The sequence below is a fragment of the Streptomyces sp. NPDC004629 genome (genome assembly GCF_042873595.1).
Lineage (GTDB): Bacteria > Actinomycetota > Actinomycetes > Streptomycetales > Streptomycetaceae > Streptomyces.
Window position 1 is genome coordinate 1 of record NZ_JBIALO010000005.1, and the last position, 23374, is coordinate 23374.

The 23374-nt window shown below is 73.0% G+C and carries 22 protein-coding genes and 3 pseudogenes; 5 read left to right on the top strand and 20 right to left on the bottom strand.

Going from position 1 to position 23374, the window contains the following annotated elements:
• From ACFYTE_RS08780 to ACFYTE_RS08800, 5 genes and pseudogenes are all read right to left on the bottom strand, one after another.
• A pseudogene (locus ACFYTE_RS08780) lies at positions 1-306 on the bottom strand (hydrolase); the annotation flags it as partial.
• Between the two features lie 14 nt (positions 307-320).
• Positions 321-1400 (bottom strand): ABC transporter ATP-binding protein, encoded by a 1080-nt coding sequence (locus ACFYTE_RS08785; RefSeq protein ID WP_388706830.1) that lies wholly within the window; start codon positions 1398-1400, stop codon positions 321-323.
• Positions 1401-1404: 4 nt separating this feature from the next.
• Entirely contained in the window at positions 1405-2223 is an 819-nt protein-coding gene (locus ACFYTE_RS08790; protein WP_388706833.1) for an ABC transporter permease, read from the bottom strand.
• The gene (locus ACFYTE_RS08795; protein ID WP_388706835.1) at positions 2208-3107 is read right to left on the bottom strand and encodes an ABC transporter permease; all 900 of its coding nucleotides are present in this window, start codon (positions 3105-3107) and stop codon (positions 2208-2210) included. The genes ACFYTE_RS08790 and ACFYTE_RS08795 overlap by 16 nt, the downstream gene beginning before the upstream one ends.
• Entirely contained in the window at positions 3104-4261 is a 1158-nt protein-coding gene (locus ACFYTE_RS08800; RefSeq protein ID WP_388706837.1) for an ABC transporter substrate-binding protein, read from the bottom strand. Before ACFYTE_RS08800 ends, ACFYTE_RS08795 begins: the two co-directional genes overlap by 4 nt.
• 212 nt (positions 4262-4473) lie before the next feature.
• On the opposite strand from ACFYTE_RS08800, the gene ACFYTE_RS08805 reads away from it, so the two are divergent.
• Positions 4474-5223 (top strand): GntR family transcriptional regulator, encoded by a 750-nt coding sequence (locus tag ACFYTE_RS08805; RefSeq protein WP_388706840.1) that lies wholly within the window; start codon positions 4474-4476, stop codon positions 5221-5223.
• Between the two features lie 203 nt (positions 5224-5426).
• Positions 5427-5879, top strand: coding sequence for an Lrp/AsnC family transcriptional regulator (locus tag ACFYTE_RS08810; RefSeq protein ID WP_388706842.1), 453 nt, complete (start codon positions 5427-5429; stop codon positions 5877-5879).
• Positions 5880-6216: 337 nt separating this feature from the next.
• Here ACFYTE_RS08810 and ACFYTE_RS08815 read toward each other — a convergent pair whose 3' ends face one another.
• From ACFYTE_RS08815 to ACFYTE_RS08825, 3 genes and pseudogenes are all read right to left on the bottom strand, one after another.
• A complete protein-coding gene (locus ACFYTE_RS08815; protein ID WP_388707571.1) occupies positions 6217-7659 on the bottom strand; it encodes a GuaB1 family IMP dehydrogenase-related protein in 1443 nt (480 codons plus the stop codon).
• Positions 7660-7849: 190 nt separating this feature from the next.
• Positions 7850-8158 carry a barstar family protein gene (locus ACFYTE_RS08820; protein WP_388706844.1) on the bottom strand — a complete coding sequence of 103 codons (309 nt, stop codon included), beginning with the start codon at positions 8156-8158 and terminating at the stop codon, positions 7850-7852.
• Positions 8155-8280 (bottom strand): annotated as a pseudogene (locus ACFYTE_RS08825) (ribonuclease domain-containing protein); the annotation flags it as partial. The gene ACFYTE_RS08820 and the pseudogene ACFYTE_RS08825, both read right to left, overlap by 4 nt.
• A gap of 32 nt (positions 8281-8312) precedes the next feature.
• Between ACFYTE_RS08825 and ACFYTE_RS08830 the strand changes: the two are divergent.
• Positions 8313-8480 (top strand): SDR family oxidoreductase, encoded by a 168-nt coding sequence (locus tag ACFYTE_RS08830; RefSeq protein WP_388706847.1) that lies wholly within the window; start codon positions 8313-8315, stop codon positions 8478-8480.
• Between the two features lie 37 nt (positions 8481-8517).
• Positions 8518-8878: pseudogene (locus tag ACFYTE_RS08835) on the top strand (fatty acid--CoA ligase); the annotation flags it as partial.
• Between the two features lie 123 nt (positions 8879-9001).
• Here the strand turns inward: ACFYTE_RS08835 and ACFYTE_RS08840 are convergent.
• From ACFYTE_RS08840 to fmt, 4 genes are all read right to left on the bottom strand, one after another.
• Entirely contained in the window at positions 9002-10039 is a 1038-nt protein-coding gene (locus ACFYTE_RS08840) for a sugar-binding transcriptional regulator (protein WP_388706850.1), read from the bottom strand.
• Between the two features lie 78 nt (positions 10040-10117).
• The gene (gene rpe / locus ACFYTE_RS08845) at positions 10118-10804 is read right to left on the bottom strand and encodes a ribulose-phosphate 3-epimerase (protein WP_388706853.1); all 687 of its coding nucleotides are present in this window, start codon (positions 10802-10804) and stop codon (positions 10118-10120) included.
• A gap of 315 nt (positions 10805-11119) precedes the next feature.
• Positions 11120-12538, bottom strand: coding sequence for an RsmB/NOP family class I SAM-dependent RNA methyltransferase (locus tag ACFYTE_RS08850; protein WP_388706856.1), 1419 nt, complete (start codon positions 12536-12538; stop codon positions 11120-11122).
• Positions 12539-12616: 78 nt separating this feature from the next.
• Complete coding sequence (gene fmt, locus ACFYTE_RS08855; protein ID WP_388706858.1) at positions 12617-13549, bottom strand: methionyl-tRNA formyltransferase; 933 nt, start codon at positions 13547-13549, stop codon at positions 12617-12619.
• Positions 13550-13825: 276 nt separating this feature from the next.
• Between fmt and ACFYTE_RS08860 the strand changes: the two genes are divergently transcribed.
• Complete coding sequence (locus ACFYTE_RS08860; RefSeq protein WP_388707574.1) at positions 13826-14368, top strand: hypothetical protein; 543 nt, start codon at positions 13826-13828, stop codon at positions 14366-14368.
• A gap of 270 nt (positions 14369-14638) precedes the next feature.
• On the opposite strand, the gene ACFYTE_RS08865 is transcribed toward ACFYTE_RS08860, so the two are convergent.
• The 8 genes from ACFYTE_RS08865 to ACFYTE_RS08900 all read right to left on the bottom strand — a co-directional run bounded on the left by ACFYTE_RS08865 (position 14639) and on the right by ACFYTE_RS08900 (position 23349).
• Complete coding sequence (locus tag ACFYTE_RS08865; protein WP_388706861.1) at positions 14639-16786, bottom strand: primosomal protein N'; 2148 nt, start codon at positions 16784-16786, stop codon at positions 14639-14641.
• Positions 16787-16944: 158 nt separating this feature from the next.
• On the bottom strand, positions 16945-18168 hold the full coding sequence (gene metK, locus ACFYTE_RS08870; RefSeq protein WP_388706863.1) for a methionine adenosyltransferase: 1224 nt from the start codon (positions 18166-18168) through the stop codon (positions 16945-16947).
• 273 nt (positions 18169-18441) lie between these two features.
• Positions 18442-19644, bottom strand: a complete 1203-nt coding sequence (gene coaBC, locus ACFYTE_RS08875) for a bifunctional phosphopantothenoylcysteine decarboxylase/phosphopantothenate--cysteine ligase CoaBC (RefSeq protein ID WP_388706866.1) — start codon at positions 19642-19644, stop codon at positions 18442-18444.
• A 169-nt stretch (positions 19645-19813) separates the two neighbouring features.
• The gene (rpoZ, locus tag ACFYTE_RS08880; protein WP_005319902.1) at positions 19814-20086 is read right to left on the bottom strand and encodes a DNA-directed RNA polymerase subunit omega; all 273 of its coding nucleotides are present in this window, start codon (positions 20084-20086) and stop codon (positions 19814-19816) included.
• A gap of 38 nt (positions 20087-20124) precedes the next feature.
• The gene (gene gmk / locus ACFYTE_RS08885) at positions 20125-20682 is read right to left on the bottom strand and encodes a guanylate kinase (RefSeq protein ID WP_388706869.1); all 558 of its coding nucleotides are present in this window, start codon (positions 20680-20682) and stop codon (positions 20125-20127) included.
• Positions 20683-20719: 37 nt separating this feature from the next.
• Positions 20720-21043: an integration host factor gene (locus tag ACFYTE_RS08890; RefSeq protein WP_030810589.1), complete on the bottom strand. Its 324-nt coding sequence runs from the start codon at positions 21041-21043 to the stop codon at positions 20720-20722.
• A 300-nt stretch (positions 21044-21343) separates the two neighbouring features.
• Positions 21344-22243 (bottom strand): orotidine-5'-phosphate decarboxylase, encoded by a 900-nt coding sequence (gene pyrF, locus ACFYTE_RS08895; RefSeq protein WP_388706872.1) that lies wholly within the window; start codon positions 22241-22243, stop codon positions 21344-21346.
• Entirely contained in the window at positions 22240-23349 is a 1110-nt protein-coding gene (locus ACFYTE_RS08900; RefSeq protein ID WP_388706875.1) for a quinone-dependent dihydroorotate dehydrogenase, read from the bottom strand. Before ACFYTE_RS08900 ends, pyrF begins: the two co-directional genes overlap by 4 nt.
• Positions 23350-23374: the final 25 nt, after the last annotated feature.

Sequence of the window (23374 nt, forward strand, 5' to 3'; positions counted from 1 at the left end):
GGCCCGGCCGCGGGCGTCGCGCTGGTCGCGGGCGCGGGGGGGGGGCCCGCCGCCCGGGCGGCCGCGGGCCGTTAACCCCGGGGGCCGCGCGGCCGGGGGGGGGGCGGCGGGGGGGCCGCCCCCCGCGGCCAGCCAGCCGGCGGTGTGCTCGACCGCGCGGCCGAGCACCTCGGGCTGGTCGGCCGCGGTCAGCGGGCGTCCTGCGACCCGCTCCACCGCCTCCCACCACAGCCGCTCGGTGTCCACGAGCGTGCCGTCCATGTCGAACAGGACGGCCTGGAGCGGGAGTCGGGGATGGGGGGTCACGTCGGTCTCTCTCCTCACTTCTGGATACGTTCCGCCACCAGCACCGGCCGCTCGGGCAGCGACACCCGCACGGTGCATCCCGCGCCGAGCCCGGCGGCCTCGTGGGCGGGCAGGTCGGCCTTGGCCTCGGTGCCGTCGGCGAGTCTGACGGTGACCCGGACCACGGCGCCCAGGAAGGCGGTGGCGGCGACCCGGGCGGTGCCCGCCTCGTCGGCGCTGACCCGGACGGCCTCGGGCCGGACCAGGACGTCCACCTCGGTGGCGGCCGGAACCGTCCCGTCGACGGGCAGCCGCTGCCCCAGCACGTCCACCGTGCCGGCGGCGAGGGATCCCGGGATCCGGCTCATCGTGCCGACGAACTCGGCGACGAAGGCGGTGGCGGGCCGCCCGTACAACTCGGCGGGTGCCGCGCACTGTTCGAGCCGTCCGGCCCGCATGACGGCGACCCGGTCGGCGACGGACAGCGCCTCTTCCTGGTCGTGCGTCACGAACAGCGTGGTGATGCCGAGTTCCTGCTGGAGCCGGCGGATCTCCTCGCGCAGGGTCAGCCGTACCTTGGCGTCGAGCGCCGACAGCGGCTCGTCGAGCAGCAGCACCCGCGGGCGCAGCGCGAGGGCCCGGGCCAGCGCGATGCGCTGCTGCTGGCCGCCGGAGAGCTGGTGCGGGAAGCGCCGTCCCTTGTCGGCGAGGCCGACCAGCTCCAGCAACTCGGCGGCGCGGGCCCGCCGTTCGGCGGTGCGCACGCCCCGCATGCGCAGTCCGAAGGCGACGTTGTCGAGGGCGTCGAGGTGCGGGAAGAGGCTGTACGACTGGAAGACCATCCCGGCGTCGCGGCGGTGGGCCGGCACCCGGGTGATGTCCTCGCCGTCCACCAGCACGGCGCCGGCGTCCGGGTGCTCGAACCCGGCGAGCATGCGCAGCGCGGTGGTCTTGCCGCACCCGGAGGGGCCGAGCAGCGCCACGAACTCCCCTTGGCGCACGGCGAGGTCGAACCCGTCGAGGGCGACGGTGGTCCCGAACGCGCGGCGCAGGCCGCGGAATTCGACGGTGGCGGCCTGCTGAGCGACGGCCTTCTCCAGTGTGGTGGCGGTCATGGTGTCATCCCCGGGACGAAGCGGTTCGGGTACGCCCGCCGGCACCGGCGAGCGCGAGGAGCAGGGCCCAGGTGACGAGCAGGCTGAGCACGGACACGGCGACGGACATCTGGGCCTGGGAGCCGCCGACGTTGTAGATCCATACCGCGAAGGGCTGGAAACCCAGCAGCCGGGCGACGGTGAACTCGCCGAGCACCAGCGCCAGCGTGAGGAAGGCCGCGTTCAGCAGCGCCGGGCGCAGATTCGGCAGGACGGCCCGCAAAAGGGCCTGCGGCCAGGAGGCGCCGCAGCTGCGGGCGGCCTCGACCAGGGTGCGCACGTCGATGGCGCGCAGTCCGGAGTCCAGCGCCCGGTGCACGAACGGCAGCGCCATCACGACGTAGGCGAGGACGAGCACGATCGGGAAGCTGGGGTTCTGGACGGCCACGAACGTCTGGAACAGCGGTGTACGGGAGAGGTGTTCGGGTCCCCACCTGAGCACCGTGGCGATCCCGGCGACGAACGCGATGGGCGGCACGACCAGCGGCAGTGAGCACACCACCTCGACGACGGGCCGCAGCCGGGGCGCGCCGAGTCGCAGGGCGACCAGGGCGGGCACCATCAGCAGCAGGACGACGGCGATGGTGGCCGCGGCCAGCTCCAGCGAGAGCAGCAGCCCGGAGCCGAAGCCGTCGGCGGACAGGATCTGTGCGTAGGCGTCGAAGGTGAGGCCCTGCCCGGGCACGTCCACCGTGAAGACCACGGACGCGGCGAGCGGCACCAGGAAGTACAGCGCGGCGAGAGCGAGCACGGCCCACCGCCCGGGGTTCAGGCGTCGAGCCATCGGGCGCTCCGTCGTTGCGGGGGCAGGTACACGGCCATGACGAGGACCGCGACCAGGACCATGTCGAGGCTGAGGGCGAGTGCCACGTTCTCCTGGCCGACCAGCACGTTGCCGGAGATGGCGTCGGCGATCTGCAGGGTCACCAGCGGGACCGTGCTGCCCACCATGGCGGCGGCGGTCGCGTACGCGGCGAACGCGCTGCCGAACAGCAGCACCAGGCCGCCGAGCAGGGACGGCGCGAGGACGGGCAGGGCCACGTGCCGCCAGTACTGCAGGACGGTGGCGCCGTTGTTGCGGGCGGCCTCGCGCCACTGGGAACGCAGTCCGTCCAGGGCCGGGGTGATGGTGAGGACCATCAGCGGGATCTGGAAGTACAGATAGACGATCACCAGCCCCCAGAAGCTGTAGAGGTCCCAGCCGGCGTCCGCGAGGCCCAGGTGCCGGGTCAGCACGCCGGCGTTGCCGAGGGTGGCGACGAAGGCGAAGGCCAGCGGGACGCCGCCGAAGTTCGCGAGGACGCCGGAGGCGGTGAGCACCGCGTCGTGCAGCGCCCGGGAGCGGGAGGCCACGACCGCCTGCGCGAGCGGCAGTCCGAGCACGACCCCGAGGACGGCGGTGACCGCGGACAGCTTCACGCTGCCGGCGAGGGCGGTGAGGTACGGCCCCTGCAGCGAGGTGGTCAGGTTCTCGACGGTGTACGACGTGGCGCCCGTGGCCCGGTCCTCGACCGTGAAGGCGCCGTGCAGCATGGCCAGCGCGGGGATGCCGAAGGCGACGGCGGTGAAGACCAGCAGCGGGGCGACGGCGAGCCAGCCGGGGGCGCGGCGCCGCCGCTTGGGGGAAGCGGTCGGCGCCACGTCCGCGCGCGGGAGGGCGGCGGTCATCCGGAGACGGCCTTGGACCAGCCCTGGCCGAGGACCGTCTTGGCCTTGCTCTGCTGCTCCTCGGTCGGGAAGGCGGGGGTGCCGGTGACGCTCGGGAGCTTGGCGGCGGCCTCCTTGTCGAGGGTGCCGGCCTTGTCCAGGGCGGCCATCAGGACCGGGCGGGCGTACCCCTTGAGCCACAGGTTCTGGCCCTCGGCGCTGTAGAGGTACTCCTGCCACAGCCGGGCGGCCGCCGGGTGCGGGGCGTCCTTGTTGACGGCCTGGGAGTAGTACTGGGCGTACTTTCCGTCGGCGGGCACCGCGACCTTCCAGTCGACGCCCTTGGCGCGGAACTCGTCGGCGTAGCCGGCGTTGAGGTAGTCCCAGTCGATGCTGATCGGCGTCTCGCCCTTCTCGACGGTGGCCGGCGTGGACTCGACGGGCGTGTAGTTGCCGTTCTTCTTCAGTTCGGCGAAGAAGTCGAGGCCGGGCTGGATGTCGTCGAAGGAGCCGCCGCCCGCCAGCGCGGCCGCGTAGACGCCGCCGAAGGCCGAACCGGACTTGGTGGGGTTGCCGTTGAGCGCGACCTGGCCCTTGTACTGCGGCTTCAGCAGGTCCTTGAAGGTGGTCGGGCACTCCTTGACCCGCTTGGCGTCGCAGCCGATGGAGACGTAGCCGCCGTAGTCGTTGTACCAGCGGGCCTGCGCGTCCTTCTGGCCCTCGGGGATGTCGGCGAACGAGACCACCTTGTAGGGCGCGAGCAGCCCCTGCTCGGCGGCACTGAGCGCGAAGGAGCTGCCGAGGTCGAGGACGTCAGGGGCGCGCTTCTGGCCCTTGCGGGAGGTGACGGCGTTGATCTCGTCCTGGCTGGAGCCGTCGGGGCTCTCCACGGCGATCTTGATGCCGTACTTCTTCTGGAAGCCGTCGATGAGGGCGCCGTAGTTGGCCCAGTCGCGGGGCAGCGCGATGGCGTTCAGCGTGCCCTCCTTCTTGGCGGCCTCGACCAGCGCGTCCATGCCGCCGAAGTCGGCCGCGGAGGTGGCGGTGGCGGCGCTCTTGCCGTCGGCGGTGGTGGAGGCGTCGTCGGGGGCGGCGCCGCAGGCGCTCAGGGCGAGCGCGGCTACGACGGCGAGGGAGCCGCTCAGGACGGCAGTTCTCGGCAGGGACACGGTCACGGTCTCTCCAGGAGTACGCACGAGGGTGAGATGACGCAGATAACTTGTCTGAACAAGTTGGCACTCAGTACGCCCGCCGCCGATGTCCTGACCGTGAACATCGGCCAAACCCCGACCGGAGATTCCCTGCACAATCCCGGCCGGCACACAGCACCGAAGAGCGTCGATTAGGCTGCTCACGCTGTGCACAGCGACCTATGCAGAGGGGATACATGGCCGCGCGACACGAGGAGATCGCCGACGAACTGCGCCGGGCGATCGACCGCGAGGAGTACGCAGTCGGCAGTCGGCTGCCCGCGGAGACCGAACTCATGGCGCGGTACGGCGTCTCGCGCGGCACGGTGCGCCAGGCCGTCGCGACCCTCACCGCCGAGGGACTGATCGGCTCCCGCCAGGGCGCCCGACGGGTGGTCCTGGCCAGCCGCCGCAGCCAGAGCTTCGCGGAGCTGCGCAGCTTCGCCCAGTGGGCGCGCGCGATGGGCCGCGAGGCGAGGGGGCACGTGGTGGCGCAGGAGCGCCGCGCGGCCACCGAGGAGGACGCCGTGCGCCTCCAACTGCGCGCCGGGACACCGGTGTTGCATGTGCTGCGGGTGCGCGGTCTGGACGGCGAACCGGTCCTGCTGGAACGGACCGTGTACGCGGACTGGATCGCGCCGGCGGTCGAGGCGATCGAGCCGGACTGCCCCTCCGTCACCCAGCGCCTGTTCGAGGACACGGGCCTGGTCTTCGCCTACGGCGAGCACGTCATCGACGCGGTGGCGGCGGGCGCCCAGGACGCGGAACTGCTCGGCGTGCGCCGGACGAGCCCGCTGCTGCGGGTCCGCCGGGTGACCACGACCCGCGAGGGCCGCCCGGTGGAGTGGTCGGACGACCGCTACCGCTCGGACGCCGTCAGCTTCAGCGTGCGCAATTCGATCGGGAACAACGCCCTGGCCCGCAAGACCGCCGACCGAGCCGACTGAAGGGACCCCACGGACCGAGCCCGCACCACCGCACCGCGGCTCGCCGACGAGCACACGCGCGCGCCGGGCTTCGGCTTGCGCGTGCGGACGGCGGTCGGGCTCGTGTTCTACTTCGGGTACGGCCATCGCCGTTCCCGTCCCGCGTCGGCGCAGGCCCCCGCGGTGGCGGAGGAGGACCCGGACGAAGAAGTGAACCACGCGCAGTGCTGAACGATCTCGACGAACGCATCGTGCACGCCCTCGCCGAGGACGCCCGCCGCTCCTACGCGGACATCGGGCAGTTGGTCGGCCTGTCCGCACCGGCCGTGAAACGGCGCGTCGACCGGCTGCGCGCCACCGGGGCCATCACCGGATTCACGGTGCGGGTGGACCCGGCGGCGCTCGGCTGGGAGACCGAGGGGTTCATCGAGCTGTACTGCCGGCGCAACACCTCACCGGAGACCATCCAGCGGGGCCTGGAGCGCTACCAGGAGGTGGTGGCCGCGTCCACCGTCACCGGGGACGCGGACGCCGTCGTGCAGGTCTTCGCCGCCGACATGCGCCACTTCGAGCGGGTGCTGGAGCGCATCGCGGGCGAGCCGTTCGTGGAGCGGACCAGGTCCGTGCTGGTGCTGTCACCGCTGCTGCGCCGCTTCTCCTCGGGCGCACCGGGCTGATCGGCTGTCACCCGAAGCGGCGGCGGACCGCCGTCCGCAGGGGCCGCACGCCCCAGGTGTGCCCGCCGGTTCCGGGCAGGAGGCCGGCGCGTACGAGGAGAAGTGATGGCGTCCGGTGAGCACCCGCTTCCGTCCCGGGGCGGCGGAGACGACCCGGAACCCGGGGACCGTCGAGCCCTCGGCGTGGGGCCGCGGACCGGACACGGCGCGGTCGGCGCAGGCGGGCGTGCGGGCCGCGCCGCGGCGGGCGAAGGACCCTTCCAGTGCCGTGCCGAGTCCGCGGCGCACGGTGGCACGGCCCGCCGCCACGGCCCGCGCGGCACCGGCGACCGCGGGGTCAGTTCCAGCTGGCGTGCAGAGGCTTGCCCTCGGCGTAGCCGGCCGCGCTCTGGATGCCCACGACGGCCTTCTCGGCGAACTCCTCCAGAGAGCCCGCCCCGGCGTAGGTGCACGCCGAGCGGACGCCCGCGATGATCGAGTCGATCAGGTCCTCGACGCCCGGACGGACCGGGTCGAGGAACATCCGGGAGGTGGAGATGCCCTCCTGGAACAGCCCCTTGCGGGCCCGGTCGTAGGCCGACTCCTCCGAAGTGCGGTTGCGCACCGCGCGCGCGGACGCCATGCCGAAGGACTCCTTGTACAGGCGCCCGTCGGCGTCCTGCTGGAGGTCGCCCGGCGACTCGTACGTACCCGCGAACCAGGAACCGATCATCACGTTGGAGGCGCCGGCCGCCAACGCCATGGCCACGTCCCGCGGGTGCCGGATCCCGCCGTCGGCCCACACGTGCTTGCCGTACTTGCGGGCCTCGGCGGCACACTCCAGCACGGCCGAGAACTGCGGCCGGCCCACGCCGGTCATCATGCGGGTCGTGCACATCGCGCCCGGCCCCACGCCCACCTTGACGATGTCCGCGCCCGCCTCGATCAGATCCCGGACGCCCTCGGCGGAGACGATGTTGCCCGCCGCGACCGGGACCCGCGGGCCGAGGTCGCGCACCAGCTTGAGCGCGCTGATCATCGATTCCTGGTGGCCGTGTGCGGTGTCGATGACGAGCGTGTCGACCCCGGCGTCCAGCAACTGCTGCGCCTTGCCCGCCACATCGCCGTTGATGCCGACCGCGGCGGCGATGCGCAGCCTGCCCTGCGCGTCGGTGGCCGGGGTGTACAGCGTGGCGCGCAGCGCACCCTTGCGGGTGAGGATGCCGGCCAGCCTGCCGTCCCCGTCCACCGCCGGGGCATAGCGGCGGTTGGCCGCGTCCAGCGTGTTGAAGGCCTCGCGCGGATCGATGTCCGCGTCGAGCAGCAGCAGGTCGCGGGACATGACCACGGCGAGCTGGGTGAAGCGGTCGACGCCGGACAGATCCCGGTCGGTGACGACACCGACCGGCCGCCCGGCCTCGTCGACGACGACACCGGCGTTGTGCGCACGCTTCGGCAGCAGCGCCAGCGCGTCGGCGACGGTCTGGTGCGGGGCGAGCACGATCGGCGTGTCGAGGACCAGATGGCGGCTCTTCACCCAGGTGACGACGTCCGTGACGACGTCGATCGGTATGTCCTGCGGGATCACCACCAGGCCGCCGCGCCGGGCCACCGTCTCGGCCATGCGGCGGCCCGCGATGGCGGTCATGTTGGCGACGACCAGCGGGATCGTGGTGCCCGTGCCGTCCGGGGAGCTGAGGTCCACACCCTGACGCGAGCCCACCGCGGAACGGCTCGGCACCATGAACACGTCGTCGTACGTCAGGTCGTACGCGGGCTGGATGTCATTGAGGAAACGCACGTGCTGCACATCCCAGTCGATCAGAGGTGGCCCCCGGACAGGTCTGCCAGGGGGAAGAGCACGTACTTCATTGTCCCATGGCGACCGGAATGCGCGGCCCGGGCGGATCGTCCAGGCAGGTCAGGGGCGGATTCGGAGGATCCGACGAAGACCGGCCGGGCGCCGACATGGCGGCCTCGACGGGCCGCCGTCAGCCGAGGGCGAGGGCGACGGTCAGCCGCGGTTCACGCCCGGACGCCTCGGTGAACACCTCCTGCGCGACGGACCACTCCTCGGGCCGCTCACGGGCGTACTCCCGCCAGCCGGTGACGACGACGAGCAGCGCGCGGCCGGCCGTCGCCGTCGGCCACACGGACGGATCGGCGAGGCTGTCGGCGAGGGCGTCCCAGTTGCGGCCGAACCAGTCGGGCAGACCCAACGCGTGCGCCGACCGGTCCATCAGCCCGGCCTTGTCGACGATGCCGCCGAGATCGACCGTCACCACGTACGGGATCGTCATCTCAGCACCGCCCGGAACGACTCGTAGTGATCACCGGAGTAGTAGACCTCCTCGCCCTGCCCCGTGACAATGCGCCGAGCGCCACGGTCGCGCGCTCCCGGGGTCCGCACGGTGTATGCGTGGCAATTCTGCCGCATCCCTCTGACCTGGGCTTATGACGGTTGAAACAGCTGTGACCTGCGAAGGGCACACGGCCGCGCAGAGCATCGGCTCATCCCTCGACGTCACCCGCACCGCACAGGACTTGGCGTTCCTGGCGTCCGACGAGGCCGCCTACGTCACCGGCGTCGTCCTGCCCGTCGACGGCGGTATCGCCATCTGACGCGGTGCGCAGGCGCCGGACCCCCTCGGCACGGTGGCCCGGCGGCCAACGCCTCCCCTGGGACGGCGAGTCGGCGGGCGAACTGGAGGTGCGCGGGCCGTGGATCGCGGGCGCGTACTCCAACGGCCCCGGCACCGAACCCCTGCGCCCCGCCGACAAGTTCAGCGAGTGCGGCTGGCTGAAGACGGGGGACGTCGGCACCATCAGCCCGGACGGCTTCCTCACCCTCACCGACCGGGCCAAGGACGTCATCAAGTCCGGCGGCGAGTGGATCTCCTCGGTCGATCTGGCGAACGCCCTGTCTCAAGGAAGACGCCACCGCCGACTTCAAAACCCTGCACGCCTTCCTCGCCGAGGAACGCCGGATCGCCAAGTGGCAGCTCCCCGAACGCTGGACCAGCAGCCCGCGACCAGTACGGCGAGACAGAGCAGGAGCGCCGAGAGCGCACAGGGGACGGGCCGCGGCAGCATGCGTCGATGCTGTCACGGCCGTCCCCGCGTCGGTCCGCTGCCGCGGCCGGTCAGGGTCCGTCGGGGTCCGCCCGGTTCAGGGCGGGTCGCGGCGTGGGGCCCGCGGTCATCAGGTAGTCCGCGGCCGAGGTGTCCGTCACCAGGCTGGTGACGAGGCCGGAGCGCAGCACCGCGTCGATCGCCGCCGCCTTGCGCTGCCCGCCCGCGATCGCGACGACCTCGGGGACCCGGCGCAGCTGGTCGGCCTTGACCGTGATGCACCGCTCCCCCAGGTCCCGGCCGACCCGGCGGCCCTCCGCGTCGAAGAGGTGCGCGGACATCTCGGCGGCGACCCCGAGCGAGGCGTAGTGGCCGCGCTCCTCGTCGCTGAGCATGTCGTGCACCGTCGAGATGCCCGGCTCCCAGGAGCCGATCGAGACACAGGCGACCGTGACCTTGTCGAAGTACTCGAAGGCCCGGGCGATCCCCGTCTGGTTGCGCAGCGCCGCCGCGGTGGCCGCGTCCGGCAGCAGCATCGGCGCGTAGATGGGGTGCGCGTCGCCGCCGGACACCTGCGCGGCGCGGCGGACGGCCTCGACCGAACCGCGCTCGGCGGTCCCGGCGTCGTACACACCGGTCAGCTGGACCACCGTGCACGGCGGCAGCCGGTCGAGGGCGGCGGCCATGTGAATGGTGGACCGGCCCCAGGCCAGGCCCAGCACGTCTCCCTCGTTGACCAACTCGCCCAGCAGGTCGGCCGCGACCTCGCCGAGGTTCTCCGGATCCGGGGTCTCCTCCGCCTCGGCCGGGGACTCCACCACGACGGCGTGTCTGAGGCCGTAGCGGGCGCGGAGCGCGTCGGAGCGATCGGCGTCCAGTTCGGCCGGCACACGGATCTCGATGCGCACGAGATCCCGTTCCAGGGCGGTCTCCAGGACCCGGGCCACCTTGAAGCGGCTGACGCCGAACTCCTCCGCGATCTGGATCTTGGACTTGCCCTCAAGGTAGAAACGGCGGGCCATGGCCGCCGCCTGCACCAGCTCAGCGGGTCCCATCCGCATGCGGCCCGCCGACATACCCGACACGGCGCTCTCCTCACTGCTGTTCACACTCTGGATTCGCCGTTCATCCTTGCAGATCCGGCGCGGTTGATCAGCCCTGATGGCCGCCGTTCACGTACCCGTGGCTCAGTGGTCGCATGCCCAGGACGCCTTCGCGGTGGCCGCCTGCGCCTGTGCGCGCAGTGCACGTACCGCCGCTGCCGGGTCCTGCGCGCCGTAGACGGCCGAGCCGGCCACGAAGACGTCGGCTCCCGCGTCCGCGCACCGCTCGATCGTGGCCGCCGAGACGCCACCGTCCACCTGGAGCCACAGTTCGAGGCCGTGCTTGTCGATCAGTTCACGGGTGCGGCGGATCTTCGGGAGCATGATGTCGAGGAACGCCTGGCCGCCGAAGCCCGGCTCGACCGTCATGATCAACAGCATGTCGAGTTCCGGGAGCAGGTCCTCGTACGGCTCGATGGGCGTCGCGGGCTTCAACGCCATGGAGGCGCGGGCGCCCTTGGCGCGGATCTCGCGGGCGAGCCGCACGGGCGCGGCGGCCGCCTCGACATGGAAGGTGACCGAGGAGGCGCCCGCCTCGATGTACTGCGGGGCCCAGCGATCGGCGTCCTCGATCATCAGATGGCAGTCGAGCGGCGTGTCCGTGGCCCGGGCCAGGGACTCCACGACCGGCACGCCGAGCGTGAGGTTCGGCACGAAGTGGTTGTCCATGACGTCGACGTGGAGCCAGTCGGCGCCCTCGACCGCCTTCGCCTCGTCAGCGAGACGGGCGAAGTCGGCGGACAGGATGCTGGGGTTGATCTGCACGGCCATGCCCCAAGCCTGCCACGTCCGCCCCGCCACGTCCCCGCCGGGAGCCCACAGACACCCACCGCATCCACCGCCCCCAGAGCCCGCCCTCCTCGCCCCCGCCCGAACACTCGGCACCCGAGACCCAGCCGACCCCCTACCCCAACAGCCGGGAGCCCGCAGCCCCGCCACCCCGCGGCCCCGGAAACACCTCGACCCACAGGCCACACACCCGAAGGCCCGAGCAGCCCCACCACCCAAGCCACTCCCCGCCAAAGACCCGCCGACCGGCCCAGGCGGAGACCGTGGGCCCACTCGGACGCAGAGGCCGGGGGTGGGTCAGGCTGTTCGGCGGATCAGGGCCAGGTACATGGCGTCGGTGCCGTGCAGGTGCGGCCACAGTTGGATGTCGGGGCCCTCGCCGAGCGCGGGCATCCCCGGCAGCAGCGGGCGGGCGTCGATGAGTTCGGTGTCCGGGCGCTGCTTGAGCACGTCCGCGACGACCGCACGGGTCTCGGCGAGGTGCGGCGAGCAGGTGGCGTAGCCGACGACGCCCCCGACCCGCACCGAGTCCAGCGCGCTGCGCAGCAGGGCCCGCTGCAACGGCGCGAAGCCGTCCAGGTCCTCCGGGCGGCGCCGCCAGCGGGCCTCGGGCCGCCTGCGCAGGGCGCCGAGACCGGTGCACGGCACATCGACCAGCACCCGGTCGAAGCCGCCCGCCCGCCACGGCGGCCGGGTCCCGTCGGCGACGACGACCTGGTACGGCCCCGGATTGCCGTGCAGCGCCCTGGCCACCAGACCGGCGCGGTGCGGCTGCCTCTCGGCGGCGACCAGGACGGCCCCGCGCTCGGCCGCCAGCGCCCCGAGCAGCGCGGCCTTGCCGCCGGGTCCCGCGCACCCGTCGAGCCACTTCTCGTCCGGCCCGTCCAGGGGCGCACCGGCCAGAGCGAGAGCGACCAGCTGGCTGCCCTCGTCCTGCACACCGGCCCGGCCCTCCCGTACCGCGTCGACGGCGCCGGGCTCCCCGCCCTCGGTGAGCCGCACGGCGTACGGCGACCAGCGTCCCGGCACGGCGGCGTCCTCGCGGAGCAGTTCCCGCGGGTCGGCCCGGCCCGGCCGGGCGACGAGGGTCACCTCGGGGCGTTCGTTGTCGGCCTCCAGCAGCTCCTCGATCCCGGCGCGCCCGCCGCCGAGCGAGTCCCACAGCGCGGAGACGATCCAGCGGGGGTGCGAGTGCACGACCGCGAGATGGTCCTCGGGGTCCTCGTCGTAGGACGGTGCCACCTTGGCCAGCCAGCCGTCGAGGTCGTCCTGCGCGACCTTCCGCAGCACCGCGTTGACGAACTTGGCCCGCCCGTCGCCGAGGACGACCCGGGCCAGCTCGACGGAGGCGGACACGGCGGCGTGCGTCGGGATCCGCGTGCCGAGGAGCTGGTGCACGCCGAGGCTGAGCACGTCGAGGACCGGCGGGTCGACCTCGCGCAGCGGCCGGTCGACACAGGCCGCGATGATCGCGTCGTAGGTGCCCTGCCGGCGCAGCGTCCCGTACACCAGCTCGGTGGCGAGGGCGGCGTCCCGGACGTCGAAGTCGCCCTTCTCCCGTGCCTTGCGCAGCAGCGGCGGCAGTACGAGGTTGGCGTACGCGTCCCGCTCGTCCACGGCCCGCAGGGCGTCGAAGGCGAGGATGCGGACGGGGTCCTTGTGGGGACGGCGGTAGGGCTTGCCGGGCCGGCGCGGCCGGCGGGACTGCTCGCTCACGAAAAAGGTGCTCCGGTGCTGGAAGGGGTGCGCGTCCCAGCGTACGTCGGCAGGACGCCGCGGGCGCCGGACGGGGCGTCAGCCGCCCAGCGTCTCCCCGTCGGCGATCCGCACGCCGCGCGCCCAGTCCGCCGCCCGCATCGGCTTCTTGCCCTGGGCCTGCACCCACAGCAGCTCGACGGCGTACGAGCCGGTGCCGACGTGGACGCTGTGCTTGCCGACCGCCGGCTGCCCCGGGGCGAGGTCGGTGCGCTCCGGCGCGGGCGTGACGTGGATGAGCTTGAGCCGCTCGCCGCGGAAGGTGGTCCAGGCGCCCGGCGCCGGGGTGCAGCCGCGCACCACCCGGTCGACGCGCAGCGCCGGGGCGTGCCAGTCGACCCGGGCGTCCTCGACGGTGATCTTCGGTGCGACGGTGATGCCGTCCGTCGGCTGCGGTACGGCCTTCAGCGTGCCGTCCTCGATGCCGTCCATGGTCGCGGCGAGCAGCCCGGCACCGGCGAAGGCGAGCCGGGTGAGCAGGTCGCCGCTGGTGTCGGTGGGCCGGATTGCCTCCGTGACCGTCCCGTAGACGGGGCCCGAGTCGAGCCCTTCCTCGATCAGGAAGGTCGAGGCGCCGGTGATCTCGTCGCCCGCCATGAGGGCGTGCTGCACGGGCGCGGCGCCGCGCCAGGCGGGCAGCAGCGAGAAGTGCAGGTTGACCCAGCCGTGGGCGGGGATGTCCAGGGCCACCCGCGGCAGCAGCGCCCCGTAGGCGACGACGGGGCAGCAGTCGGGGGCGATCTCCCGGAGCCGTTCCAGGAATTCGGGATCGCGTGGCTTCGCCGGCTTCAGCACCTCGATGCCGGCCTCCTCCGCCCGCTCGGCCACGGGGGACGCGACCAGCCGACGCCCGCGCCCGGCCGGCGCGTCGGGCCGCGTGACGACGGCGGCCACCTCGTGCCGCCCGGCGGCGATGAGAGCGTCCAGGGCGGGAACGGCGACCTCGGGGGTACCGGCGAAGACGAGCTTCATGGGCGGGTGGGGGCCTCTCGGGCGGGGGTGGACGGGCAGCGCACCAGTCTATGCCGACGGGGCCGCCCGGGGCGGGGCGCCCGCGGGCGGAGGCCAGGCTTCCGCGTATCTGCAACGGCCGGGTGGTGTATGGGTGGCCCGACGGCGTACGCATATGCCCACACGCCCCCACACCGTGACCAGCCGCGGGCAGACGCGTTGGTCAAGAAAGAGTTGACCACAACGGGCCGCCAGCGCGGCCCGATTCCTTTCAACGCCGGTTCGAGAGGCTTGTTCATGGCCGACCACGCAACGCACGACGCCCAGGCCCGGGCCAGCCTGCACTTGTTGGTGCGGGACATCGAGCGGGTCCGTCGGCAGGTGGACGCACTGCGTACGCTCACCGCCCAGTTGGGCAACGTCTACCGCCCGCGCCGCTCGGGACCCTCCACGGGCTTCGTCGTCTACGGACGGGCCCCCGCGCCGACCGTCCGTCTCGCCCAGGAACTCCGGGACAGTGTGGAAACCCTGGTCACGTCCGCCGTGGACTTCGACCGCTCGCTGGGCTTCTCGTGGGACGCGGTGGGCTCGGCCCTCGGCGTCACCAAGCAGGCGGTGCACCGCCGTTACGGCGCACGTCGCGCCGCGGCCCGGGCGGCTACGGAGACCGAGCACGCGCCGGAGCCGACGGGCAGCCGCACGGTGAACGTGAACACCGGTCTGCCCGCGGTGCCGACGGTCCCCGCGGCCCGTTCGATGCCGACCCAGCCGACCGCGGGCAGCCCCACGCTCCGCGAAGAGGTCCGCCCCACGGCCTTCCCCGGCCCCCGCAACGGCTGACCCCCCGTCACCCGCCCTCCCGACCCAGGCCCCGGGAGGGCAACCACCGCCCCGCAGACAACCAACGCCCCAAAGGGGCGCGAGGAACTGCGCGACCAGCCACAACGACGCCCCAGACAACCAACGCCCCAAAGGGGCGCGAGGAACTGCGCGACCAGCCACAACGACGCCGCAGACAACCGACGGCCCAAAGGGGCGCGGGGAACTGCGCGACCAGCCACGACGGCACCGCAGACGACCGACGACACAGCGCCGCACCCAGCGGAGCGCTCAGCCGATGTCCGGGGGGTCGATCCGGATCCGTACCGGCTCGCCGCCGCCCCGTACCATCCGTGCCGCCTGGGCCGTCTTCAGTGCCGCCGCCAGCGCGGACCCGCTGCCGGGCGGAACCCGGACCAGCGCCCGTTCCCACCGCTCCCCGGGCGGCGGCCCCCCGGTACGCCGGGGCCGTCCGGCCGCCACGAACGGCAGCGGCACGGGCCCCAACACCTCGGCGTCCGGCGGGAGTTCGACCGTCGCCAGGAATCCGGCCACGGCCTCGACCGGGCCCGAAACGGCCGCCATCCGGGAGACCGGCGGGAACCCCAGCTCGGCCCGCTCCGCCAGCTCCCGCACCGCGTGCCCGACCGGATCCCACCGCACCAGGGCCTGCACCGGCCGCAGGGTCGGCTCGGCGACGACCACCACCGTGCCCCCTTCCCCCTGCGGCCGCACCAGCGCCGCGGCCCCGAGCCAGCGCCGCAGCGCGTCCTCCCCGGCGCGCAGGTCCGGCCGGCCGAGCATGGCCCAGCCGTCGAGGAGCAGCGCCGCCGCATAGCCGCCCTCGGCGACCGGCTCGGCCCCCGGTGTGCTCACCACCAGCGCGGGCGTCCCCGGCACCGTGTCCAGCACCTGCTCGCGCCCCGAGGTGCGCACCGGCACCGCCGGAAAGGCCCGCCCCAGTTCCTCGGCGGTCCGTCGCGCCCCCACGACCTGCGCGCGCAGCCGGAACGAGCCGCACTCCGGGCAGTGCCAGCCGGCCTCCTCACGACCGCACCAGCCGCACCACAACGCCCCCGCGTCCCGCGCCTCCAGCGGCCCGGAGCAGTGCCGGCACCGAGCGGGCGCCCGGCACGTCGCGCAGGCCAGGCGCGGCACATATCCGCGCCGGGGCACCTGCACCAGCACCGGGCCGTGCCGCAGTCCGTCCCGGACCGCCTGCCAGGCCGGCGTCGGCAGCCGGGCGGCACGGGCGGCCTCGTCCCGTGCCAGGTCGCCGTCGCCCACGGTCCGCACCAGCGCGGCGGCCCGCCGCACCTGCTCCCGGACGGCGACCAGGGGCCGCGCCCAGCCGCTCTCCACCAGCTGCGCCGCCTCCACAGTGCAGCTCCAACTCCCCAGCAGAAAAGCGCACTTGTCCAGGGCGGCGCGCAGCAGCAGCACATCCCGGGCATGCGGCTGCGGGGCGTGCGGCTCACTGTGGCTGTCGTCGCCGTCGTCCCAGATGGCGAGGAGCCCCAGGTTCCGCACCGGCGCGAACATGGCGGCCCGCGTCCCGACAACGGCCCGGACCGCCCCCCGGCGCACCGCGAGCCACTGCCCGTACCGCTTCTCGGGCCCGGCGTCCGCGGTGAGCAGTGCATGCCGTCCCCGGCCGAGCCGCGCGGTGAGCGCGGCGTCCACCCGGGCCGCGGCACGCCCGTCCGGTACGACGACGAGCGCGCCGCGCCCCGAGGCGAGCGTGGCGGCGACGGCGAGGGCCAGTTCCTCGCTCCACTGCGGGCCCGGCAGCGCGTTCCACACGGCCCGCGGAGTGCCCCCCGAGGCCAGCGACCCGATGAACGCCGCCCCCTGCTCGTACCGGGCCCACGATCCGGCCTCGGGCGGCGCCGGCGGTGGCAGCGGCGCGGGCGACGGCCGCCCCTCGGCCCGCGCGCTGCGCGGCGGCACGGCCAGCTGGAGCACATCGGCGAGGCTGCCCGCGTACCGGTCGGCGACGGCACGCGCGAGCCCCAGCGACTCCTCGCTCAGCACCGGCTCGGGGGACACCACCTGGGCCAGCGCGGCCAGCGGCCCGGAATAGTCGGACTCGGCCCGCCGCTCGATGAGGAACCCGTCGATGAGCCCGCCGCCCTCCCGGCGCCCCTCCCGCACCCGGTGCCGGCCGGCCCCGAACCGCACCCGCACCCGCACCCCGGGCTGTGCCTGCTCGTCCAGTTCCTCGGGCACGGCGTAGTCGAAGTACCGGTCGAGGTGGAGCACGCCCTTGTCGACCAGCACCCGCGCGACGGGCAGCTCCTTGGCCAGTGCGGCACCCCGCCAGGTCCGCGGCTTGGCCCGCGGCGCCTTGGCACCGCGCACGCTCTCCCGGATGAGCGCGAGCTGCTCCGGCGGCGCCCCGTCGGCTCCACCGTCCCGCTGCCCGTTCTCGCTGCTCACGCTTGCATTCTTACCAAACCCCACCGACAATCGACGGCTGACCGCCGCGTCGGCGGCCGGATGCGGGGCCCGTGCCTTCCGCGCGCCGCCCGTGCCATGGCGCGGCGAGGCCCGGCTTCCCACGGGAAGCCGGGCCTCGTTTTCGGGCGTCGTCGGGACTACAGGCCCACGGCCTGGCGCAGGGCGTCCACGCGGTCCGTGCGCTCCCAGGTGAAGTCCGGCAGCTCACGGCCGAAGTGGCCGTAGGCGGCGGTCTGCGCGTAGATCGGGCGGAGCAGGTCGAGGTCGCGGATGATGGCGGCCGGGCGCAGGTCGAAGACCTCGTCGATGGCCTTCTCGATCCGCTCGGGCTCGACCTTGTGCGTGCCGAAGGTCTCCACGAACAGACCGACCGGCTCGGCCTTGCCGATCGCGTACGCCACCTGGACCTCGCAGCGGGCGGCAAGGCCCGCGGCCACCACGTTCTTCGCGACCCAGCGCATCGCGTACGCCGCCGAGCGGTCCACCTTGGACGGGTCCTTGCCGGAGAACGCGCCACCGCCGTGCCGCGCCATGCCGCCGTACGTGTCGATGATGATCTTCCGGCCGGTCAGGCCCGCATCGCCCATCGGACCGCCGATCTCGAACCGGCCCGTCGGGTTCACCAGCAGCCGGTAGCCCTCCGTGTCCAGCTTGATGCCCTCGTCCAGGAGCGCCTTCAGCTCCGGCTCGACGACGAACTCACGGATGTCGGGGGCGAGCAGGGACTCCAGGTCGATGTCCGAGGCGTGCTGGCTGGAGACGACCACCGTGTCCAGGCGCACCGCCTTGTCGCCGTCGTACTCGATGGTGACCTGTGTCTTGCCGTCCGGCCGCAGATAGGGGATCGTGCCGTTCTTGCGCACGTCGGACAGCCGCTTGGACAGCCGGTGCGCCAGGAAGATCGGCAGCGGCATCAGCGTCGGCGTCTCGTCGGTCGCATAGCCGAACATCAGGCCCTGGTCGCCCGCGCCCTGCTTGTCCAGATCGTCACCCTGCTCACCTCGCAGGGCGCCCTCGACCCGGGACTCGTACGCCGTGTCCACGCCCTGGGCGATGTCCGGGGACTGCGCGCCGATCGACACCGACACACCGCAGGAGGCGCCGTCGAAGCCCTTCTTCGAGGAGTCGTAGCCGATCCCCAGGATCGTGCCCCTGACCAGGTTCGCGATGTCCGCGTACGCCTTGGTGGTGACCTCGCCGGCCACATGCACCAGGCCGGTCGTGATCAGCGTCTCCACGGCGACCCGGGACGTCGGGTCCTCGCGCAGGAGCGCGTCGAGAATGGTGTCGCTGATCTGGTCAGCGATCTTGTCGGGGTGGCCCTCGGTCACGGACTCCGAGGTGAACAGGCGACGGGACACAACGCTCCCTGGGGTTGCAGCGGCTGCTGGCTGATCATTGGCGGACGACGCGGGGGCTGCGCCCGGCGACGTCCGCCAACAGTTTATCGGTCGCACTCCGTCGCAGGGGCACCCTCCCCCGCTCTCGCCTTTGCTCGACGGGGGCGCGCCCTCCAGTTCTCGGGGGCGCCGTGACCTGCGGCACGGGCATTCTGCCCAATGCCCGGTCCCGTTGGCCAGAGGCTTCCCGCGAGAATGTCGGGTTCGAGCAAATCGTCGAACGACTGAAACACTTCAGGCCAGACGGCCGCGCACCAGGTCCCAGACTGCCTCGGCAAGGGCCTCCTTGGGGCCGTGCGGCACGGGCGTCTCGCTGCCGTCGGCGCCCAGCACCAGGGCCTCGTTCTCCTCGGAACCGAATGTCTTTCCCTCCCCCACCTCGTTCACCACGAGGAGGTCGCACCCCTTGCGCGCCAGCTTCGCCCGGCCGTTGGCGAGGACGTCGTCGGTCTCGGCGGCGAAGCCGACGATCACCTGTCCGGGCCGCGCCCGCTCGGCCGAGATCTCCGCGAGGATGTCCGGATTGCGTACCAGGGCGACGGGCTCCGGGTCCTGGCCGTCCTTCTTCTTGATCTTCCCGGTGGCGTAGCGGGCCGGACGGAAGTCGGCCACGGCCGCGGCCATCACCACGGCGTCGGCGTCCGCGGCGGCCTTGAGCACCGCCTCGCGCAGCTGGACCGCGGTGCCGACCCGGACGACGTCCACGCCGGCCGGGTCGGGCAGGCCGGTGTTCGCCGCGACCAGGGTCACTCGGGCGCCCCGTGCGGCGGCCGTGCGCGCGAGGGCGTAGCCCTGCTTGCCGGAGGAGCGGTTACCGAGGAAGCGGACCGGGTCGAGGGGTTCGCGGGTGCCGCCGGCGGAGACGACGACATGCCGGCCGGTCAGGTCGGGCTCGGTGACCCCGCGGGCCAGCACCCGCCGGCAGACCTCGAAGATCTCCACGGGATCGGGCAGCCGCCCCTTGCCGGTGTCGACGCCGGTCAGCCGCCCGACCGCGGGCTCGATGACGACGGCACCCCGGCGGCGCAGCGTCGCCACGTTCTCCTGGGTGGCCGGGTGCTCCCACATCTCCGTGTGCATGGCCGGGGCGAAGACGACCGGGCAGCGGGCCGTCAGGAGCGTGTTGGTCAGCAGGTCGTCGGCGAGGCCGTGGGCGGCCTTGGCGAGCATGTCGGCCGTCGCGGGGGCCACCACCACGAGGTCGGCGTGCTGGCCGATGCGGACGTGCGGGACCTCGTGGACGTCGTCCCAGACCTCGGTGGCGACGGGTTTGCCGGACAGGGCGGACCAGGTGGCGGCGCCGACGAAGTGCAGCGCGGCGGCGGTGGGGACGACGCGCACGTCGTGGCCCGACTCGGTGAATCTGCGCAGCAGCTCACAGGCCTTGTACGCGGCGATGCCGCCGCTGACCCCCAGAACGACCTTCGGCTTGTCCACCGTCTCTCCCCGGACTCGGAACGTACATCCCCATGCTGCACGACGGCGGGGTACGCGTTCCCCGCACCCCCGAGCAGACCACAGGCCCGGCAGTCGTGCTGCCGGGCCTGTGGAAAAGCCAACCGCAGTCTGAACGTACGACTGCGCGTGTTCCCGCTGACCGCGCGGGTTACTGCGCCGGGCCCTCGATGGCCTCGGAGGTCAGCAGACCCGCGTTGATCTCGCGCAGGGCGATCGAGAGCGGCTTCTCGTGGACATGGGTGTCGACGAGCGGACCGACGTACTCCAGCAGGCCCTCGCCGAGCTGCGAGTAGTACGCGTTGATCTGGCGGGCACGCTTGGCCGCGTAGATCACGAGGCTGTACTTCGAGTCGGTGGCCTCAAGCAACTCGTCGATCGGCGGGTTGATGATGCCCTCGGGCGCGGTGATGGAAGAGGACACGCTCTACCTTCCGAAAGATGGGAAAAGATCAGACACAATCACACAACGTCCATCAAGGCTAGCAGCTCGCGCGCCACATCCTCGACGGAGGTGTTGACCAAGGTCTCGTCGAACTCCGGCTCGGCCGCCAGCTCGATCCTGGCCGCCTCCAGGCGGCGCTCGATCACCTCGGGCGGCTCGGTGCCGCGGCCGGTGAGCCTGCGCACCAGCTCCTCCCAGGAGGGCGGAGCCAGGAACACCAGCTGGGCCTCCGGCATGGACTCGCGGACCTGCCGGGCGCCCTGGAGGTCGATCTCCAGGAGGACGGGCTCGCCCGCCTCCAGGCGGTCCAGCACGGCGGCACGCGGCGTGCCGTAGCGGTTGCCGGCGAATTCGGCCCATTCCAGCAGCTCGCCGTTGGCGATCAGCTTGTCCATCTCCTCGTCGGTGACGAAGAAGTAGTGGACGCCGTGCTGCTCGCCGGGGCGGGGCGCGCGGGTGGTCGCCGACACCGAGAGCCAGACCTCAGGGTGTTCCTTGCGCATATGGGCGACGACCGTGCTCTTGCCGACCCCGGAGGGGCCGGAGAGCACGGTCAGCCGCGGACGTTCACTCATGCAGCGATTATTCCAGCAATCCCGGGGTGCCCGGGACTCAGGAGCCGGTGCTGCCGAACTCGCGCTCCAGGGAGGCGATCTGGTTGGAACCGAGGCCGCGCACCCGGCGGCTCTCGGAGATCCCGAGTCGCTCCATGATCTGCTTGGCGCGGACCTTGCCCACGCCCGGCAGGGACTCCAGCAGGGCGGAGACCTTCATCTTGCCGATGACTTCGTTCTCCTGACCCTGCTTGATGACCTCGTGGAGGGAGGCGCCGGAGTGCTTGAGTCGATTCTTGACCTCGGCCCGCTCCCGGCGAGCCGCGGCGGCCTTTTCGAGCGCGGCTGCGCGCTGTTCAGGGGTAAGGGGCGGAAGAGCCACGCCTACGTCACCTCGGATGTCGAACTGTCGGATACGGACCGGTGAGGAACCTAGTCGCCCCACACCTGGGGAGGCACGAGCAACACGCTGCCCGTTCTCCCCCACTGCCTTGAGGAGCGTGGGAGGTGTCCCCACTGCTCGGAGACTAGCGGGCAAGTCCGCCAGAGTCAGCGAGAACAGCGGAAAAGTCCTGGTCAGCCTCCATCAGGCCAGACATTTGAGACATATTGCCCCAGATTTGAGGATGTATTCAGGCTCAAGGCGGCCCGGCGGCACTCCTTGGAGCACCCGTCGCGGGACTCAGGCACCCGTCACACCGGCCCGGATCGCGTCCGCGAAGCGTTCCGCGGCGGCCCGCAACGCCCCGACCTCGGGACCGTGACGAAGAACACTCCGGCTGATGTGCGGTACGACGTTGCGCACGGCCGGCCCGAAGAGCCCCGGCAGATCCGCGGGGCTCGCCCCCTGGGCGCCGATGCCGGGTGCCAGGAGCGGCCCGTTGATGTCGAGGTCGTAGGCAGACAGGTCGCCCAGCGTGGCGCCCACGACCGCGCCGAACGAGCCGAGGGGCGTGGCACCCGCGTTCTCCGCGGCCAGGTGGGCCAGCATCGTCGCGCCGACGGTCCGGCCGTCCGCGCGCACCGCGTGCTGCACCTCGGCGCCCTCCGGGTTGGAGGTCAGCGCCAGCACGAACACACCCGTTCCGTTCTCCCGCGCCATGGCGAGGGCCGGGCTCAGCGAGCCGTAGCCGAGGTACGGCGAGACGGTCAGGGCGTCCGAGAACAGCGGGGCGTCCGGGTGCAGGAACGCCTCGGCGTAGCCGGCCATGGTCGAGCCGATGTCCCCGCGCTTGGCGTCCATGACGACCAGGGCGCCGGCCGCGCGCGCCTCCCGGACCGACGTCTCCAGGACGGCGATGCCGCGCGAGCCGAAGCGCTCGAAGAACGCGCTCTGCGGCTTGAGGACCGCGACCCGGTCGGCCACCGCCTCGACGACCGTGCGGCTGAACCGCTCCAGGCCGGCGACGTCGTCGTGCAGACCCCACTCGGCGAGCAGGGAGGCGTGCGGGTCGATGCCCACGCACAGCGGGCCCCGCTCGTCCATGGCGCGGCGCAGGCGGGCGCCGAAGGGTTCGGCCGGCGTGGTCCGCCCGGACGGCCGCGCGGAGGGCTGGTGGTCGGGTGACGGGTGGGCACTCATGCGGCTGCCTTCTTCACGTCGGCGCCGACCGCGTCGGCGAGGGTGGCGTACGGGCTGGTGCGGAGGCGGGCGGCGAGACCCTTGTGGATGGCGCGGCCCCAGAAGGGCCCCTCATAGATGAAGGCGCTGTAGCCCTGCACCAGGGTCGCGCCGGCCAGGATGCGCTCCCAGGCGTCCTCGGCGTTCTCGATGCCGCCGACCCCCACCAGGGTGATCCGGTCGCCCACGCGCGCGTACAGGCGGCGCAGCACCTCCAGGGAGCGTGCCTTCAGGGGCGCTCCCGAGAGCCCGCCGGTCTCCTTCACGAGCGCCGGGTCGGTCGCAAGGCCGAGGCCGTCGCGGGCGATGGTGGTGTTCGTGGCGATGATGCCGTCCAGGCCCAGCTCCACGGCGAGGTCGGCGACGGCGTCGACGTCCTCGTCGGCGAGGTCGGGCGCGATCTTCACCAGCAGCGGCACTTGGCGGCCGGGCACCGCGCGGTCGGCGGCCGCGCGGACCGCGGTGAGCAGGGGGCGCAGCGCCTCGGTGGCCTGCAGATCGCGCAGTCCCGGCGTGTTGGGCGACGAGACGTTCACGACCAGGTAGTCGGCGTACGGTGCCAGCCGCTCGGCGGACTTCACGTAGTCGGCGACCGCGTCCGTCTCGGGGACGACCTTGGTCTTGCCGATGTTGACGCCCACGACGGTCCGGAAGACGGGTTCGCGCGCGGCCAGCCGGGCGGCGACGGCGAGCGAGCCCTCGTTGTTGAACCCCATGCGGTTGATCAGCGCCCGGTCGGCGACGAGCCGGAACAGCCGCTTGCGCGGGTTGCCGGGCTGTGCCTCGCCGGTCACCGTGCCGACCTCGACGTGGTCGAAGCCGAGCATCGCCATCCCGTCGATCGCGACGGCGTTCTTGTCGAAGCCGGCGGCGAGGCCGAAGGGGCCGTGCATGCGCAGCCCGAACGCCTCGGTGCGCAGCTCCTTGTGGCGGGGGGCGAGGGCGGCGGCGAGGAACGTGCGCAGCACCGGGACGCGGGCGGCGAGACGGATCCAGCGGAAGGCGAGCCGGTGCGCCCGCTCCGGGTCCATCCGGGTGAAGACGAGTCGGAAGAAGAGCTTGTACATGTGGATGTCCTCATGAGGAGCCCCG